Origin of the sequence: Janthinobacterium sp. BJB446 (genome assembly GCF_002735655.1) — a bacterium.
Taxonomy (GTDB): Bacteria; Pseudomonadota; Gammaproteobacteria; order Burkholderiales; family Burkholderiaceae_D; genus Janthinobacterium; species Janthinobacterium lividum.
Genome location: NZ_PDZK01000005.1, coordinates 214,259 through 232,182, shown reverse-complemented (window position 1 = coordinate 232,182; position 17,924 = coordinate 214,259). Strand labels below are relative to the sequence as shown.

Sequence of the window (17,924 nt, the reverse complement as noted above, 5' to 3'; positions counted from 1 at the left end):
AGACCTTCGCGATTACATTTTGTTTGGCGCGGACACGCCGATCAGTGCCAGGCCGTTGCGCAGTACCTGGCGCGCGGCGATGACGAGGGCCAGGCGGGCCATCTTGACGGCTTCGTCCTCGACCAGCACTTTTTCGGCGAAGTAGAAGCTGTGCAGGTTGGCGGCCAGGTCGCGCAGGTAGAAGGCGACCTGGTGCGGGCCCAGTTCCGCTTGCGCGCGCGCCAGCATTTCCGGGTAGGCGGCCAGGGTCGCCAGCAGGGTCGCTTCAGTCGGCGCTGTCAGGGGAGACAAGTCGACGCCGGCGACCGTGCTGGCATCGCCGCCCCAGTTTTCCAGGATGCGGCAGATGCGCGCATGCGCGTACTGCACGTAATAGACCGGGTTTTCATCGGTGGTTTTCAGCGCCACGTCGACGTCGAAGACGAATTCCGTGTCGGCCTTGCGCGAGATCAGGAAGAAGCGCACGGCGTCGCGGCCCTTGGCGATGTCGCCGCCGCCCGACCATTCGATCAGGTCGCGCACGGTCACGTAGGAGCCGGCGCGCTTGGAAATCTTGACTTCTTCGCCGTCCTTCATGACGGTGACCATCTTGTGCAGCACGTAGTCGGGGTAGCCTTGCGGGATGCCCATGTCGACGGCTTGCAGGCCGGCGCGCACGCGCGCGATGGTGCCGTGGTGGTCGCTGCCCTGGATATTGATGGCCTGCACGAAGCCGCGCTGCCATTTCACCAGGTGATAGGCCACGTCCGGCACGAAATACGTGTAGGTGCCGTCCGTCTTGCGCATCACGCGATCCTTGTCGTCGCCGAAGTCGGTGGTGCGCAGCCACAGCGCGCCATCCTGCTCGTACGTGTGGCCCGCCTTGATCAGGGTTTCCACGGCGCTGTTGACCTTGCCGTCCGCGTACAGCGACGATTCCAGGTAGTAATTGTCGAACTTCACGCCAAACGCCTGCAAGTCGATGTCCTGCTCGTTGCGCAGGTAGGTGACGGCGAACGGGCGGATCGAATCGATGTCTTCCACGTTGCCATTGGCCGTAGCAGGCTGGCCATCGCTGGCCGAGACGGTCTTGCCGGCCTTGAAGTCGCTGGCGATATCGGCAATGTAGTCGCCGTTGTAGGCGGACTCGGGCCATTCTGCGTCGCCCGGCTTGAAGCCGCGCGCGCGCGCCTGCACGGAGTTGGCCAGGGTCTGGATCTGCACGCCGGCGTCGTTATAGTAGAACTCGCGCGTCACTTGGTAGCCTTGCGCGTCGAACAGCGAGGACAGGGCGTCGCCCAGGGCTGCCTGGCGGCCGTGGCCCACGTGCAGCGGACCGGTCGGGTTGGCCGAGACGAATTCCAGGATGACCTGCTTGCCGGCGCCTGCCGTGCTGCGGCCATAGCTGTCGGCCTCGCTCAGGATGGTTTTCACCACGGCTTGCTTGGCGGCGGCGGAGACGCGCACGTTGATGAAGCCGGGGCCGGCGATTTCCACTGCCTCGACCAGGCCCTTGCCGGCCGGATTGGCCAGCACGGCCGCAACGATGGTTTGCGCCAGTTCGCGGGGATTCTGTTTCAGCTGCTTGGCCAGTTGCATGGCGATATTGCAGGCGACGTCGCCATGCGATGCATCGCGTGGTCGCTCGAGCACTACGCTAGGCGCAAGCGAAGTGCCGGCCAGGACGGGAGCGAGGGCGGCCTGGAACAGGGCGATGATTTCTTGTTTCTGTTGGGCGAGCATGAGCAGGATGGCGGTGGAACCGCGTTAAGAATGAATAGAATGAATCAAAAAGCAAAACGGACGGCAAGTACCCAAGCCGCCCAGACTGCGTTAATTATACTGGTTTGCTGCCGGGAACAATACGCCAGCCGGCAGTGTCCCCGCGCCGGCGCGTTTCACGATATTATCAGGACAGCATGCCCATGTTGGTGCACGAAAACATCAGCATGGGACATTCTGCTTGTATATATGCAGTTTTTTGCCGCAATTTACATGTATCGCTGCAATCGCTTGGGTCAGAGGGCGCCACAAACGCTACAATCGACCCTTTATTGATGACGCGCGGCCGCGACTTTGCCACCATGCAGCCCGCCGCGCGCAGCCACACCGGATAACTATGAACAAGCGCCCCACGCTGAAATTGAAAACCAAGCCGGCGCCAGGCCAGGCTCCTGCCGCACCGAAACTGCGTCCCAGCTACCATCCCGACCTGAAACCGGTCTTGCAGCCAGGCTTCCAACCCGATTTGCGTGCTGACTCGCTGGCGTTTTGCCTGCTGGGCGCGGCCAATGCCGTGGCGCAAGTGCGCACGGGCACGGCCCTGCCGCAGGCGCTGGCCAAGGTGTTTGCGCAATCGAATGCCAGCCCGCAGGCGCGCGGCGCCATCCAGGATATTTCCTACCGTACCATGCGCCAGCTGGGCCGCAGCGAAACCCTGGTCGGCCTGATGACGTCGAAGGCGCCCGAGCCGCCGATGCTGGCCGCCCTGCTGTGCTGCGCGCTGTCGCTGATGTCCGCCGAGCCGGGCGAACAGCCGTACGAAGAATTCACGGTGGTCGACCAGGCCGTCACGGTCGCCACTTCGCACCCTGACCTGGCGCATGCCAAGGGCATGGTGAATGCCGTCTTGCGCCGTTTCTTGCGCGAGCGCAAGTCCTTGCTGGAAGCGGCCCTGCAGCAACCTTTGGCGCAATGGAATTATCCGCAGTGGTGGATCGACTCGCTGCGCCTGGCCTATCCGCGCGACTGGCAAGCCATTCTGACGGCCGGCAATGCCGTGCCGCCATTGACCTTGCGCGTGAATCGCCGCAAGAGCACGGTCGAAGCGTATCTGGCCGTGCTGGCCGAGGCGGGCATTGCCGCGCGCCAGGTGGGGCCGTTCGCCGTGCGCCTGGACAAGCCGATCGGCGTGGCCTTGATCCCCGGCTTCGAGCAGGGCGTCGTTTCCGTGCAGGATGCTGGCGCGCAATTGGCCGCGCCGCTGCTGGATTTGCAGGATGGCATGCGCGTGCTGGACGCCTGCGCGGCGCCGGGCGGCAAGACGTGCCATATCCTTGAGCTGGCCGACGTGCAGGTGACCGCCATCGATGCGGACGCCAAGCGCCTGCCGCGCATCGCGGAAAACCTCGAGCGCCTGGGCCTGGACGCCACCTTGAAGGCGCAGGATGCGCAATCGAGCGCGTGGTGGGACGGCCAGCAGTTCGACCGCATCCTGGCCGACGTGCCGTGCACGGCTTCGGGCATCGTGCGCCGCCATCCTGATATCCGCTGGTTGCGCCGCAAGGGCGATGCGTTCCAACTTGCAACACTTTCATCCAAAATTCTGGACAACCTGTGGCAGATGCTGCGCCCCGATGGTAAATTGCTGTTCGTGACATGTTCATTGTGGCCGCAAGAGTCCGAGGCACAGGCGGCGGCATTTGCGGTACGCAATAATGCAACCCGATTGACAGCGCCTGGCCAGCTGTTGCCGACTGGCAGCGCGGAGCAGGACCACGACGGTTTGTTCTATGCGCTATTCCAAAAAAATGCGGCTTGAGCGATTCGTCGATACTTATCCTACGGACTACACCGGCACACTTGTGACAACACGACTCTTCCGACTCCTGGCCCTGCTGCTGATGCTGGCATGTACCATGCCACGCGCGCATGCCGCCGATATGGTCGAGATCACCCGTGCCTACATCGAGTCGAGCGAAGAGGGCTACAAGCTGGCCGCCACGTACTCCTTCGAGCTCAATCACGACCTCGATGATGCGGTACAGCATGGCGTGCCGCTGTATTTCACGACCGAAATCGAACTGACCCGGCCCCGCTGGTACTGGTTCGATGAAAAAGCCATCGTGGCGCGCCAGACCAGCAAGCTGTCCTACAACGTGCTGACGCGCCAGTATCACGTGTCGGGCGTGGGCTTGCAGCAAAGTTTCCCCACCCTCGACGATGCGCTGTTCCTGATCCGCCGTCCCAGCCGCTGGCTGGTGGCGCGGCGCGGCGAGCTGAAAGTGGGGCAGACATATAACGTCACCTTGCGCATGGGCATGGACCGCGACTACCTGCCCAAGCCGATACAGGTCAATGCCTTCAATAACAGCGACTGGCGCCTGGCTTCGAATAAAAAAACCTTCTTGTATACGGCGGAGTAGTGAGTCAAGCATTGCGCTATCTGCTGGTGGTGGGCGGCGGCATCGTCAGTATCCTGCTGTTCCTGCTGGCGTCGGCTTCCGATAATTCCGGCTTTTTCGACCGCTACTACACCTGGCTGCTGGGCTTGAACGCGGCCGTGGCCGTGTCTCTGCTGGCGCTGGTAGGCATTTCCCTGGCGCGCCTGTACGCGCGCTACAAGAGCGGCAAGTTCGGCTCCAAGCTGATGACGCGCCTGGTGATGCTGTTCGCCGCCGTCGGCATTCTGCCGGGCCTGGTGATTTTCCTTGTTTCCGTGCAATTCGTCTCCCATTCCATCGAATCCTGGTTCAACGTCAAGATCGAAGCGGCGCTGGAATCGGGGATTGAGCTGGGCCGTGCCGGCCTCGATGCGGCCTTGGTCGAGCTCGACCACCGGGGCCGCAAGGCCGTCGAAGAACTGGGCGCCGACCCGGTGGCCGGCCCGGCCGTGCTGACCAGCCTGCTGCGCGAAGAGGGCATGCAAAATGTCATGCTTGTCAGCGGCGACGGCGTGCTGCTGGCCAGCGCGGGGCCGCATAGCGCAGCCGACTTGCCTACGCCGGCCATGCTGGTGCAGGCGGCCTTGCCGGCCGGCTATGCCTCCGCCGAGGGCGGGCTGGAGCTGCACGACGATGGCACGGAGTCGGGCGGCGGGGGTTTCCGCTCGGGCTTGCCGGCGTCGGTGGAAACGGCGGCCAGCCTGCGCCTGCGCGTGCTGGTGGCCGTGCCGGGGCCTTCCGTCTCGCCCCGCTACCTGCAATTGCTGCAATCGGTGCCGCCCAAGTTGGCGACGAATGGCGAAGTGCTGCGCGCCGCCTACAGCGAATACAAGGAACGTTTCGTCGCGCGCGTGGGACTGCGCAAGATGTATATGGAAATCCTCACCTTGACCTTGCTGCTGGCCATCTTTGGCGCCATCGGCAGCGCTTTCCTGATCGCGGGCAACCTGGCCCAGCCCCTGCTGCTGCTGGCTGAAGGCACGCGCGCCGTGGCCGAGGGCGACCTGTCGCCGCGCCCCATCGTCGCCACCAAGGATGAACTGGGTACCCTGACGCAATCGTTCAACATCATGACGCGCCAGCTGCTCGATGCGCGCACGGCCGTGGAAAGCAACCGCGCCGCCCTGCAAAACGCCAAGGCCCACCTGGAATCGGTGCTGGCGAACATGTCGGCCGGCGTGATGGTGCTCGACGGCGATTTCAAGCTGGTGACCTGCAACGAGTCGGTCGAGCGCATCCTGCAGCATTCGGGCATGAGCATGGTGGGCCAGCCGCTGGCGCATATTGCTGGAATGGAAGAATTTGGCGGCGCCATCATCAGCGCCTTCACGGCGCAAAGCGCGCAATCGGCATCGGGCCGCAACCAGCAGCGCCTGCACTGGCAGCGCCAGATCGAGATTCCCCGCCGCCTGGGCAGCAGTGCCGATGAGCATGACATCACCTTGCTGGCGCGGGGCTCGCGCCTGCCGCTGGAGTCCGGCAGCGGCTACATCGTCGTGTTCGATGATATTTCCGACGTGATTTCCGCGCAGCGCTCGATCGCCTGGGGCGAAGTGGCGCGTCGCCTGGCGCATGAAATCAAGAATCCGCTCACGCCCATCCAGCTGTCGGCCGAGCGCCTGCAGATGAAGCTCGAAGGCAAGCTGGAGCAGCCGGACGCCGACCTGCTCAGCCGCGCCACTACCACCATCGTCAAGCAGGTCGATGCGATGAAGCGCATGGTCGACGACTTCCGCGACTATGCGCGCACGCCGCCGGCCGTGCTCACGCCGCTGCGCTTGAACGAGCTGATCGAAGAGATACTGAACCTGTACCTGCGCGGCGACGATGGCGACATCATCCACCCGCTGCTGGCGCCGAATCTGCCGATGGTGATGGGCGATCCGACCCAGTTGCGCCAGGTGATCCACAACTTGCTACAGAACGCGCAGGACGCGATGACCGACTTGCCGCCGGACTCGCCGCATCCGCGGATTGACGTAAGGACGGAAGCAATTCATTATCGCAGTGCGGACGGCGGCGTGAATATCGCCGTGCGGCTGGCCATCAGCGACAATGGCCCTGGTTTCGCGCCAAAAATCCTGGCGCGGGCTTTCGAGCCGTATGTGACCTCGAAGGCGCGCGGCACGGGATTGGGCCTGGCGATGGTCAAGAAAATTATCGATGAACACGGCGGACGCATCGATATCGAGAACCGGGTCGACGGCAATGGCGCTTCGGTGGTCATTTTGCTGTTAAAGTTAGCTCCCGACACTCCTGCCCAGGAATTCCTGGCGTGAGGGTCTGGTTTAGTATTTAAAACACTAATAAAATCATAGTTGTCCGCCGCGTGCATCTTGTGCGCGACGGCCGGCGAAATGAGGAAGGCAAGACACGAATGGCAAACATACTCGTAGTGGATGATGAAATGGGTATCCGTGAGTTGCTCTCGGAAATTTTGGGCGACGAAGGACATGCTATCCAGCTGGCCGAAAATGCGCAGCAGGCGCGCGAAGCGCGTGCCGCCGGTGCGCCGGATCTGGTATTGCTGGATATCTGGATGCCCGACACCGACGGCGTCACCCTGCTCAAGGAGTGGCAGCGCGACGGCTTGCTGACCATGCCGGTAATCATGATGTCGGGCCATGCCACCATCGATACGGCGGTCGAGGCGACGCGCATCGGCGCCATGAACTTCCTGGAGAAACCGATTGCCCTGCAAAAACTGCTGAAGGCGGTCCAGCAAGGCTTGACGCGGGCACAGGAAACCGTGCGCGCGCCGAGCGTGGCGCCGCGTCCCGTGGCACCCGTGGTGGCCGAGGAAAGCAGCTATCCCGTGCCCAGCTTTGGCGGCAGCGCGCCGCAACAGCTGATGGTACGCCCGGGCATCGCCGTACCGGCGGTGGCCGAAGGCCATGGCTACAACCTGTCGTTCGACTTGCCCCTGCGCGAGGCGCGCGACGCGTTCGAGCGCATGTATTTCGAACACCACCTGGGGCGCGAAGGCGGCAGCATGACCCGCGTGGCGGAAAAAACGGGCCTCGAACGCACCCATTTGTACCGCAAGCTGAAACAGCTGGGCGTCGAACCGGGCAAGCTGGCCAAGAAAAGCCTGTGACGGCAGCCGTGCGGCGTCCGACGCCGCTGACCCTGGTCAGCGGTGGACGCGCCGCCGGGCGCGAGGCGGCCATCGCGCAAGCCTTGCCGCCGGACCAGCCGGCCGCCGTGATCCTTGAAGGATTGGCTGACGGTAACGGCATCCTGGCCGACCTGGCCGAGCAAGTTTCTCCATCCCCATCATTTCCATTGCAACTGTTGCGCATCGCGCCCGGTTGCCTGTGCTGCAGCGGCAATCTCGTATTGCGTGTAACATTGAATCGTCTGCTGCGCCATCCACCCGCGCGCTTGTTCATCAGCCTGGCCGACGCCTCGCACATCGAACAATTGCGCACCTGGCTCAATGCCAGTCCCTACGATGCCCTGCTGGCGCTGCAAGCAGACATGGTGGTTTCCTGACGATTTCCTGATCGACTTACCGCAAGCGCAGTTTGCATCTCGTTACAACTCTGTAGCCCGCAGGGTGGCATGGCCGCTTGAAATGGCGCCGTGTAACCCCACCTCTGTTCTGACACCGCAGGAGCTTCTCCTGCTTGAGCGAAGGATGCAAAATGAACCTGATCTATAACAGCGAACAATATAGCGTCGTGGAATTCGGCGTCGATGGCAACCTGGAAGCCTTGCGCTTTGGCGGCTATGAAATCGTCGACAAGGGGGGCAAGCGGGAAACGTTTATCGCCGGCATCCTTGCGCAAAACTTCCGCCGCGACGTGACGGAGCTGATCGCCAGCGAACCCAGCATGGAAGAGATCGATGAATTTTTGGGCAGCTATGATTCCCTCATGAGCCAGCCCGTGCTGTTGCATTAGGGTGATGGCTATCGCCGCCATACCAATCCGCCAGGCGGCGTGGTATGGTGGCCGTGTTATCCCGCTGCAAACAGACCATGTGCCAACTTCTTGGAATGAATTGCAATGTCCCTACGGACATTGTCTTTAGTTTTACCGGCTTCGCCATGCGTGGCGGCCATACCGATACCCACCATGATGGCTGGGGCATCGCCTTTTTCGAGGGTGCCGGCGTGCGCCATTTCGTCGACCACCAGGCGGCCATCGCCTCGCCCGTGGCCGAACTGATCAAACGCTACCCCATCAAGTCGCGCAATGTCATCGCGCATATCCGCAAGGCCACGCAAGGCCAGGTGGCGCTGGAAAACTGCCACCCCTTCGTGCGCGAACTGTGGGGCCGCTACTGGGTCTTTGCCCACAATGGCGATTTGAAGGATTTCCACCCCGTGCTGACGGGCAGTTACCGCCCCGTCGGCTGCACGGACAGCGAGCTGGCTTTCTGCTATCTGCTGCAGGAGTTGCATGCGCGCTTTGGCGATGCCCCGCCGGCGTTGCCGCAACTGCATGCCGCCCTGGCGGAGTTGTTGCCTGGCATCGCCGCCCACGGCACCTTCAACATGATGCTGTCGAGCGGCGAGGCGCTGTTTGCCCATTGCTCGACCAGCTTGCACTATCTGGTGCGACAACATCCGTTTCCAACTGCTAAACTCTCCGATGAAGACCTGAGCGTGGACTTTTCCCAGGTGACGACCCCCCAGGACAGAGTGGCCGTGATCGTTACCCAGCCGCTGACGACGAATGAGCAATGGACGGCGTTTGCGCCGGGCGAATTGAAATTATTTGTCGACGGGATGGTGCAAGAAACCCCTGCGCCCTAATTTGTTGACGACAATAAACTGGATTGCTGCCAAAATACCCACAGCGCGGGCGGAATTCAGCTAAAGTATTGTCAATAGTGAACCTTGATGCGGGCGCGGCGCGGCCGGTGTCACTCGACGTGATTGATGAAGAGTTAATGATCGATATTTCCAGCAACGACATCACCCCGAAACCCTTGCGCGTGCGCGAGTTCTATCTGGGGCGACAACCTATCCTTGACCGCAATCAAGCCTTGTTTGGCTATGAGTTGCTTTTCCGCAACGCTCCGGTCGGTCCCGCCAACATCACCAGCGACCTGTCCGCCACGGCATCCGTCATCGCCCACGCTTCCCAGCTGGGCATGGAAAAGGTCATCGGCGACGCGCTCGGTTTCGTCAACGTCGATGCCGACGTGATCATGAGCGACATCTTCGTGTTTCTGCCGCGTGAAAAAGTCGTGCTGGAAATCGTCGAATCGATGCCCGTCACGCCGGAAGTGCGCGCGCGCATCAGCGAACTGGTGGGCCATGGCTTCACCTTCGCGCTGGAAAACGTCGTATCCGATACGTCGCAAGTGCAGGAACTGCTGCCACTGGTGCAGTACGTCAAGATGGACATGAGCACGGTCGATCCGAAAGTGCTGGCAGCGCTGGCGCCCCGTTTCAAGCAGGAAAACAAGAAACTGGTGGCGGAGAAGGTCGAGACGCGCGAAGAATTCAAGTCGGGCCTGGATCTGGGCTTCGATTACTTCCAGGGCTATTACTTTGCCAAGCCGGCCATCATGACGGGCAAGAAGCTGTCGCCGTCGCAACTGGCCGTCATGGAACTGATGACCTTGGTCACGTCGGACGCCGACAACATGGATATCGAGCGCGCCATCAAGCGCGACGTGTCGCTGGCCCTGAACCTGCTGCGCCTGGTCAATACGCCGGCCGTGGGTGCGCGCCAGCGCATCGATTCGCTGAGCCAGGCCGTGACCGTGCTGGGCCGCCGCCAATTGCAGCGCTGGCTGCAAATCATGCTGTACGCGGAACCAAGCAAGCGCGGCCATAGCATGACGCCGCTGCTGATGCTGGCCACCACGCGTGGCCGCCTGCTGGAATTGCTGGCGCATAAACTGCGCCCGAACCACGCCCATTCGGCCGATATCGCCTTTACGGTCGGCATCATGTCCCTGATGGATACCCTGTTCGGCGTGCCGATGTCGGAAATCCTCAGCCAGATCGAAGTGATCGACGAAGTGGCCGAAGCGCTGCTGTCGCGCGAAGGCTTCTACGGCGACCTGCTGCGCCTGGCCGAATGCATCGAGCGCATCGAAGACATGGAAGGCGAGATCGTGCCAACCTTGCGCGACCTGGCCATGTCGCCGGACGACTTGGTGGAGCTGGAAATGGCCGCCTACGAATGGAGCGATAACGTAGTCCGCTACGCGCTGTAGGTCGGATTAGCGCGGCCGCCAGGCCACGCGTCATCCGACGACATTGTTGACGCTGATCGTAGTGATGTCGGATTACGGCCTGCGGCCTAATCCGACCTACCCGATTTATCTAAAAGAGCCCTGCACGGCGTCGCCGTGACAGGGCTTTTTTACGCCGCTACGCGGCAGCACCGGGCCAGTGCTTGTGCAGCTCGGGGTCGGTGCGCAATTCCCACAGTGCCAGCACGACGACGGCAATACCGACGAGCAACTCGTTCCACATGACGACGCGCTGATCGGCCAGCCGCAGCACCCATGGCGAGGCCGCCACCCAGACGCCCACCAGCAGGTTGACGACGACGGCCCAGAAATAGGTCTTGTACAGGTCGAAGGCGGCCAGCAAGGCGATCACCAGGCCCGAGACAAAGGCGTTGATCATCTGCGGTGAACCCTGGGGATAGGAAAAGGCCCAGGGCGAAACGACCAGCCACAGGCCCAGCAACAGGATCACCTGATCCTGCCAGCGTTTCAGTTTGAAGTTGGTTGCCATATTACCTCCTTGCCAATTGAGAACGGGCCGGAGCGGGCATGCAGCATGCCGGCCGGCATACTGCGTTAGTGCGCTGCGGCGCGCGAAAAGTTCCGCGCGCCTTCTCAGCGCTTATGACAGGTTTGGCGCCAGCCAGCGTTCCACGTCCTCGATATTGGCGCCACGGCGCTTGGCCATGTCTTCCACCTGGTCCATGCCGATCTTGCCGACGACGAAGTATTTCGACTCCGGGTGGGCAAAATAGAAGCCGGAGACGGCCGCGCCGGGGAACATGGCATACGATTCCGTCAGCTGCATGCCGATTTCCTCTGCCTGCATGACCTCGAACATCTCCTTCTTGACTGTGTGCTCGGGGCAAGCGGGGTAGCCGGGCGCGGGGCGGATGCCGACATACTTCTCCGCGATCATGTCGTCGTTGCCCAGGTGTTCATCCGGCACATAGCCCCACAAATCCTTGCGCACGCGCTCGTGCAGGTATTCGGCAAATGCCTCGGCCAGGCGGTCGGCCAGCGATTTGAGCATGATGGACGAGTAATCGTCATGCGCATCCTCGAAGCGTTTCTCGTACTTTTCAATGCCCAGGCCGGACGTGACGGCGAACATGCCGATGTAATCCTTGACGCCCGATGCCTTCGGCGCAATGAAGTCGGCCAGGCACTGGTTCGGACGCTGCACGCCGTCGACCACGGGTTTGACGCCCTGCTGGCGCATGCCATAGTAGGTGAACGCCACGGTACTGCGCGTATCGTCCGTGTACACCTCGATATCGTCGTCATTGACGCTGTTGGCCGGCAGCAAGGACACGACGCCATTGGCCGTCAGCCAGCGCCCGTCGATGAGTTTTTTCAGCAAGGCCTGGCCTTCCGCGTACACCTTGGTGGCCGCGTCGCCCACCACTTCATCCGTCAAAATGGCGGGGAAGGGACCGGCCAGGTCCCAGGTCTGGAAGAACGGGCCCCAGTCGATATAGTTGGCCAGGGTGGCCAAGTCGACATTTTTAAACAGGCGGCGGCCGATGAACTTCGGTTTCACAGGCGTACAGGCGCCGTCGAAAGGCACGACCATGCGGTTGGCGCGCGCTTGCGCCAGCGGCAGAATGGGCAGGGCCTTCTTGTTGGCGTGCTGCTCGCGGATGCGCGCGTAATCGATTTCGATGTCTTCCACGTACTTGTCGCGCTGCTCCGGCGTCAACAGCGACTGCGCCACGGACACGGAACGCGAGGCGTCCGGCACGTAGATCACGGGCCCTTCATAGTTGTGGGCGATTTTCACGGCCGTGTGGGCGCGGCTGGTGGTGGCACCGCCGATCAGCAGGGGAATCTTGAGCATGCGGAAATGTTCGTCGCGCTGCATTTCCTTGGCGACATACGCCATTTCCTCCAGCGACGGCGTGATCAGGCCAGAGAGACCAATGATGTCGGCGTTTTCCACCTTGGCGCGGGCGAGGATTTCCGAGCACGGCACCATCACGCCCATATTGACCACTTCGAAGTTATTGCATTGCAGAACGACGGTGACGATATTCTTGCCGATGTCATGCACGTCGCCTTTCACGGTCGCCATGATGATCTTGCCTTTCGGCTTGGCGACGATGCCCGTGCGCTTTTCTTCCAGCAGCTTTTCTTCCTCGATGAACGGAATCAGGTGGGCCACCGCCTGTTTCATCACGCGCGCCGATTTCACCACTTGCGGCAGGAACATTTTGCCTTGGCCAAACAGGTCGCCGACCACGTCCATGCCCGCCATCAAGGGGCCCTCGATCACGTGGATCGGGCGCCCGCCATTGTGCAGCAGCTCCTGGCGCGCTTCTTCCGTGTCTTCCACGATGAACTGCGTGATGCCGTGCACCAGCGCATGCGACAGGCGCGCCTGCACCGTGCCTTCGCGCCAGGCCAGGGTTTGCGCCTCGGCCTTGCCGCCCGCCTTCAGGGTGCCGGCAAATTCGATCATGCGCTCGGTCGAGTCTTCGCGGCGGTTCAGCACCACGTCTTCCACGCGCTCGCGCAATTCCGGGTCCAGGTTGTCGTACACGCCCACCATGCCGGCGTTGACGATGCCCATGGTCATGCCGGCCTTGATGGCGTGGTACAGGAAGACGGTATGGATGGCTTCGCGGGCTGGATCGTTGCCGCGGAAACTGAAGGACACGTTCGACACGCCGCCCGAGATCTTCGCGTATGGCAAGTTTTCCTTGATCCAGCGCGTGGCGTTGATGAAGTCGACGGCGTAGTTGTTGTGCTCTTCGATGCCGGTGGCGACGGCAAAGATGTTCGGATCGAAAATGATGTCTTCCGGCGGGAAGTCCAGCGCATCGATCAGCAGGTGATACGCGCGCGCGCAAATCTCGATCTTGCGCTCGAAGGTATCGGCTTGCCCTTTTTCATCGAAGGCCATGACGATCACGGCGGCGCCGTAGCGGCGGCACAGTTTTGCCTGGCGCAGGAATTCCTCTTCGCCTTCCTTCATGGAAATCGAGTTGACGATGGCCTTGCCCTGCACGCATTTCAGGCCCGCCTCGATGACCGACCATTTCGACGAGTCGACCATGATGGGCACGCGCGAAATATCGGGTTCCGAGGCGATCAGGTTCAAAAAGCGCGTCATGGCGGCGAGCGAATCGAGCATCGCTTCATCCATGTTGATGTCGATCACTTGCGCGCCGTTCTCCACTTGCTGGCGCGCCACGGACAGGGCTTCGTCGTATTGCTCGTTGAGAATCATGCGCGCGAACGCTTTCGAACCCGTGACGTTGGTGCGCTCGCCCACGTTGACGAACAGCGATTCGTCATTGACGACGAACGGTTCCAGGCCCGCCAGGCGCAAGTCGTGCGATGGCGCCGGCACGCTGCGCGGCGTGTTTTTCGACAGCAATTGGCCGATGGCGGCGATGTGCTCGGGCGTGGTGCCGCAGCAGCCGCCCGCCATGTTCAAAAAGCCCGCGTCGGCGAATTCGCGCAGCAGGGCGGACGTGTCGGCTGGCAACTCGTCAAAGCCCGTGTCGCTCATGGGGTTGGGCAAGCCCGCGTTCGGGTAGATACACACGAAGGTGTCGGCGATCTTGGCCAGCTCTTCCGCGTACGGACGCATCAGGGCGGCGCCCAGCGCACAGTTCAGGCCGATGGTCAGCGGTTTTGCGTGGCGCACGGAATTCCAGAAGGCGGGCACGGTCTGGCCCGACAAGATGCGTCCCGAGGCATCCGTGACGGTGCCGGAAATCATCAAGGGCAGGCGCACGACGCCAGGATTCTGCTCGTAGAACAGGTCGATGGCGAACAGGGCCGCCTTGCAGTTCAAGGTATCGAAAATGGTTTCCACCAGCAGCACGTCGGCGCCGCCTTCCACCAGGCCCTGCGTCTGCTGCAGGTAGGCGGCTACCAACTGGTCGAAGGTAACGTTGCGCGCGGCCGGGTCGTTCACGTCCGGCGAGATCGACGCCGTCTTCGGCGTGGGGCCCAGGGCGCCGGCGACGAAGCGCGGCTTGTCCGGGGTGGAATACTTGTCGCAGGCGGCGCGCGCCAGCTTGGCCGCCTGCACGTTCATTTCATAGGCCAGGTGGGCCATGTGGTAATCGTCTTGCGCGATGGTCGTGGCGCCAAAGGTATTCGTTTCGATCAGGTCGGCGCCGGCCGCCAGGTAGCGCTCGTGGATTTCCTGGATGATGTGCGGCTGCGTCAGGGTCAGCAGCTCGTTATTGCCCTTGACGAACAATTCGCGCGCGCCACTGTCTGCCGGCGCGGCGAAATCGATGAAACGGCCGGCGGGGCCGCCGCGGTAGGCTTCTTCGTCGAGCTTGTATTGCTGGATGATCGTGCCCATCGCGCCGTCGAGGATCATGATCCGCTGCGCCAGAATGGCGCGCAAGGTGGCTTCGGTCGGGGACATGGCGGGGATCACGGTATCGTTCATTTCATGCTTTCAATAGGCAAACGGGCGGCGGCGCGGCGACAGGACAGGCAAGAGGCGGATGCGGGCCAGCAGGATCAGCTGACGGAGAGTGCCGGCCGGGTAGGGCAGGCAGAAGGTGGCAATCGCCTGATTTCACCGGGTCTAAAATTATACGGCATCAGGCTGCTTTGGTTTTAAGCAAAAGCGGCCGTTCGCCCCACGGCTGGCCTTCTTGCAACACATCGCCTCTTGCCACGCCTGCTGTTGAAAATTACATTCCTGAAAATCTTACTCAAAACGTTAATTCTTCCGCCAAAGTTGACAGAAAAATACCGCCCTCTAGGCTGTGGAAAAATTTCCACATTATTTGTGCCGCCTCAGCATATTTTTAATGAATTGAATGGCAATAGCTGCAAAGGAAATTAATTTTGATTTAAGCCAATACAGAGTGAGGGAAATAATGCTCAGAATAAATTTTGCCAAGCAGATATTTTAACTATTATCAAAACCAATTGAATCAAAAGCATTAATAGTTGTCTTTGGGAATCGAATTAACCCATAATATTGGTTCTTAGAAATTAAATTCTCACCAAAAGTCACCAATATGTCACATTTATCTCGTGTCCTCCCCGGCATCGCGCTGCACAAACATGGTTGCCAGCCATGAAAAACCATCTGCTCGTAGCATTGTTTGTCGTGCTGGGCCTGTCCGCCTGCGGTGGCGGTGGTGGCGGTGGTGGCGACACGGTGGTGGCGACCACCTCGGGTACGCCCGTCCTGATTCCTGCCGTGACGGCCGTCTCGGCGGCGAATGTTGCCGTGGGCGGCAGCCTGGTGGTCACGGGCACGAATCTGAGTCGCGTGACGGCCTTCCAGGTGGGCGGCGTGACCGTTGCCACCAGTGCCGCCAGCGAGACCAGCGTGACCCTGGCCATGCCTGGCGTGCCCGTCACGGGTGCCTTGAGCCTGGTCAGCGCCAGCGGTACGGCGGCCACCAGCTATAACGTCAATGTGTACCTGCCGTTGAGCGTGGGCAGCGTCGCGCCGGCGACGGGCGGTGTCGGTTCCAGCGTGACGATCACGGGCGGCGGCATGGGCGCCGTGACGGCGGTACAGTTTGGCAATGGCGCGGCAGCAACGCCGCAAAGCCAGACGGCCAGCAGCGTGACAGTGGTGGTGCCTGCGGGCGCAGCGACAGGCGCGCTGACGGTGCGCGGTCCCTACAACGATGTGATCAGCAGCGACGCGTACACGGTCCTGGCCAGCGTGGCAGTGACGTCGATCACGTCGGCCGTCAACGGCGCGACCTTGTCGGTGACGGTGCAGGGCAGCAATCTCGACCAGGTCAGCTCAGCTTCGGTGGGCAATACGCCGGCCGTCATCGTCAGCGCCAGCGCCAGCCAGCTGCTGCTGTCCGCGCCAGCCTCGGCAACGGGCAATGTGATGCTGTCGGCCGCTTCGCGCATCGCCGTGAATGCGGGCACGGTGTCGGCCTTTACTTTGGGCAGCATTGATTTCGCGCAAGTACTGAATTTGAACGCCAGCAATACGGCCTTGCGCCTGACGCGCGGCAAGCCAGCCGCCGTGCGCGTGTCCGTGCTGGCCACGCAGGCGGGCCAGGCCAGCCCGGCCGTGACCTTGAATGCGACCGCCGCCAATGGCAGCAACCTGGGCAGCATCGCGATGACGGGGCCGGCGCTCTTGCCGACGACGAAGAACGATGACAGTTTCAATGGCAATTTCAGTGCCGTCCTGCCCTCCGGCTGGATCTTGCCCGGCGTGCGCGTGCGCGTGACGGCCGTCGGCAATGACGGCGTGCAAGTGAGCCAGGAAGCGGCACCCATGGTGGCCAGCCTGGCCAGGATCCGTTTGGTACTCGTCCCCTTGAGCACCGACGATGGCGTGGCGCAACTGCCGGACGCCGAGGTGGTCCGCGCTGCGCTGTTGCGCGTGTATCCGTATGCGACGGAAAATATCAGCATCACCACGCGCGCCGCGCTGAGCATGCCAGGCAGCAGCACGGCCGACAGCTGGTGGAGCGATACCCTGGGCAAGCTGGAAAACAAGCGCGCGCTGGAAGACAGCGGCGCCTATTACTATGGTTTCGTGCCGAGAATGTCCTCCACCCGCGCCGCCGGCCTGGCCTACATCAACCAGCGCAGCAGCGGCAGCGACTTCACGTCGGCCATCGGCCTGGATGCCCGCTTCAACAGCATCGCATCGGTCGATCCATTCGGCAATCAATGGCCTGAATGGCTGACCACGCTCGTGCACGAGCTGGGCCACAACCACTCGCTGCAGCACGTTGCCTGCGGCGGCCCGGCCGGCGCCGCTGCCGACTACCCGTATGCGGATGGCAATCTGGGCCCGCAACCCCTGTATAACAGCAACTATGCGGGCAGCATCGGCCAGCTGAGCAAGGCAGTCTATGGCAGCACGCCGATGAAAGACGTGATGAGCTATTGCAGCGGCGCCTGGTTCTCCGACTACAGCTATGCGCGGGTGCAGCAATTCCTGGAAAAACGCAGCACGCAGGTGACGGGCAGCAATGTGCTGGCCGCCAGCATGTCCGTGGCCGAGAACGGCTACCTGACCATTTCCGGCCGCATCACGCCAGCCGGCGTGGCCTTGCGCCCAGCCGTTGCCTCGTCGGCGCGCATCGGCGCCGCTGCCAGCGGCAGTGGCCATGCTTATACCTTGCGCGTGTTGACGGCGTCCGGACAGACTATCGACTTGCCCTTCGATGGCGTCTCCGTGGCCGACCATGGCGGCAACGCCATGAGCCACTTCCGCGTCAGCTTCGCCAATCCGGGCGAAATCAGCGATGTGCAAGTGCTGGCAAATGGCAAGGCTTTGGCCAAGCTGGAACGCCCGGCGCGCCGCAGCAAGGCTGCCGCCAACGATGCCACGTTTGATGCGACGCAAAGCGGCGGCCAACTGGCGCTGGTTTGGAATGCCGAGGCGGAACCGTATGCCGCTGTCATGTACGTGGCTGCCGATGGCCGCAAGACGGTGGTTGCCAGTGACTTGACGGGTGGCAAAGCCAATGTCGACGTGAGCGCCGTGCCGGCCGGTGGCCGTTTCGAAGTCAGCCTGTCGTCGTCCGTGGGCGCACGCCTGATGAAGGTGCAGCGCCGCTAAGCGCTGTGGCTGGATACAAAAAAGGCTTGCTGCGGCAAGCCTTTTTT

Annotated in this window: 12 protein-coding genes; 9 read left to right on the top strand and 3 right to left on the bottom strand. The window is 62.0% G+C overall.

Annotated elements, in window-relative coordinates:
- Positions 1–12: 12 nt before the first annotated feature.
- Positions 13–1,722, bottom strand: coding sequence for an arginine--tRNA ligase (gene argS / locus CSQ92_RS25140; protein WP_034784713.1), 1,710 nt, complete (start codon positions 1,720–1,722; stop codon positions 13–15).
- A 376-nt stretch (positions 1,723–2,098) separates the two neighbouring features.
- Between argS and rsmB the strand changes: the two genes are divergently transcribed.
- The 8 genes from rsmB (at position 2,099) to CSQ92_RS25100 (ending at position 10,322) form a co-directional block, all read left to right on the top strand.
- Positions 2,099–3,520, top strand: a complete 1,422-nt coding sequence (gene rsmB, locus CSQ92_RS25135) for a 16S rRNA (cytosine(967)-C(5))-methyltransferase RsmB (protein ID WP_034784714.1) — start codon at positions 2,099–2,101, stop codon at positions 3,518–3,520.
- A 97-nt stretch (positions 3,521–3,617) separates the two neighbouring features.
- Positions 3,618–4,124 carry a DUF4390 domain-containing protein gene (locus CSQ92_RS25130; RefSeq protein ID WP_225317180.1) on the top strand — a complete coding sequence of 169 codons (507 nt, stop codon included), beginning with the start codon at positions 3,618–3,620 and terminating at the stop codon, positions 4,122–4,124.
- Complete coding sequence (locus tag CSQ92_RS25125; protein WP_070253843.1) at positions 4,124–6,421, top strand: sensor histidine kinase; 2,298 nt, start codon at positions 4,124–4,126, stop codon at positions 6,419–6,421. The genes CSQ92_RS25130 and CSQ92_RS25125 overlap by 1 nt, the downstream gene beginning before the upstream one ends.
- Before the next feature lie 98 nt (positions 6,422–6,519).
- Positions 6,520–7,239, top strand: a complete 720-nt coding sequence (locus CSQ92_RS25120) for a response regulator (RefSeq protein WP_099395694.1) — start codon at positions 6,520–6,522, stop codon at positions 7,237–7,239.
- The gene (locus tag CSQ92_RS25115; RefSeq protein ID WP_099395693.1) at positions 7,236–7,637 is read left to right on the top strand and encodes a GTPase; all 402 of its coding nucleotides are present in this window, start codon (positions 7,236–7,238) and stop codon (positions 7,635–7,637) included. The genes CSQ92_RS25120 and CSQ92_RS25115 overlap by 4 nt, the downstream gene beginning before the upstream one ends.
- 152 nt (positions 7,638–7,789) lie before the next feature.
- Entirely contained in the window at positions 7,790–8,047 is a 258-nt protein-coding gene (locus CSQ92_RS25110; protein ID WP_070253841.1) for a BTH_I0359 family protein, read from the top strand.
- Between the two features lie 77 nt (positions 8,048–8,124).
- On the top strand, positions 8,125–8,904 hold the full coding sequence (locus CSQ92_RS25105; protein ID WP_099395729.1) for a class II glutamine amidotransferase: 780 nt from the start codon (positions 8,125–8,127) through the stop codon (positions 8,902–8,904).
- 137 nt (positions 8,905–9,041) lie between these two features.
- Positions 9,042–10,322, top strand: coding sequence for an EAL and HDOD domain-containing protein (locus CSQ92_RS25100; protein WP_034784728.1), 1,281 nt, complete (start codon positions 9,042–9,044; stop codon positions 10,320–10,322).
- A gap of 157 nt (positions 10,323–10,479) precedes the next feature.
- Here CSQ92_RS25100 and CSQ92_RS25095 read toward each other — a convergent pair whose 3' ends face one another.
- Positions 10,480–10,851, bottom strand: a complete 372-nt coding sequence (locus tag CSQ92_RS25095) for an SPW repeat protein (RefSeq protein ID WP_099395692.1) — start codon at positions 10,849–10,851, stop codon at positions 10,480–10,482.
- Positions 10,852–10,962: 111 nt separating this feature from the next.
- Positions 10,963–14,757, bottom strand: coding sequence for a methionine synthase (gene metH, locus CSQ92_RS25090; protein WP_180277109.1), 3,795 nt, complete (start codon positions 14,755–14,757; stop codon positions 10,963–10,965).
- 642 nt (positions 14,758–15,399) lie between these two features.
- Between metH and CSQ92_RS25085 the strand changes: the two genes are divergently transcribed.
- Positions 15,400–17,877: an IPT/TIG domain-containing protein gene (locus CSQ92_RS25085; protein WP_099395691.1), complete on the top strand. Its 2,478-nt coding sequence runs from the start codon at positions 15,400–15,402 to the stop codon at positions 17,875–17,877.
- Positions 17,878–17,924: the final 47 nt, after the last annotated feature.

Coding starts and splice junctions, on each gene's coding strand:
- CSQ92_RS25110 (WP_070253841.1), top strand. CDS start 7,790: ATGAACCTGATCTATAACAGCGAACAATATAGCGTCGTGGAATTCGGC.
- metH (WP_180277109.1), bottom strand. CDS start 14,757: ATGAACGATACCGTGATCCCCGCCATGTCCCCGACCGAAGCCACCTTG.
- CSQ92_RS25105 (WP_099395729.1), top strand. CDS start 8,125: ATGTGCCAACTTCTTGGAATGAATTGCAATGTCCCTACGGACATTGTC.
- CSQ92_RS25120 (WP_099395694.1), top strand. CDS start 6,520: ATGGCAAACATACTCGTAGTGGATGATGAAATGGGTATCCGTGAGTTG.
- argS (WP_034784713.1), bottom strand. CDS start 1,722: ATGCTCGCCCAACAGAAACAAGAAATCATCGCCCTGTTCCAGGCCGCC.
- rsmB (WP_034784714.1), top strand. CDS start 2,099: ATGAACAAGCGCCCCACGCTGAAATTGAAAACCAAGCCGGCGCCAGGC.
- CSQ92_RS25095 (WP_099395692.1), bottom strand. CDS start 10,851: ATGGCAACCAACTTCAAACTGAAACGCTGGCAGGATCAGGTGATCCTG.
- CSQ92_RS25100 (WP_034784728.1), top strand. CDS start 9,042: ATGATCGATATTTCCAGCAACGACATCACCCCGAAACCCTTGCGCGTG.
- CSQ92_RS25130 (WP_225317180.1), top strand. CDS start 3,618: ATGCCACGCGCGCATGCCGCCGATATGGTCGAGATCACCCGTGCCTAC.
- CSQ92_RS25085 (WP_099395691.1), top strand. CDS start 15,400: ATGAAAAACCATCTGCTCGTAGCATTGTTTGTCGTGCTGGGCCTGTCC.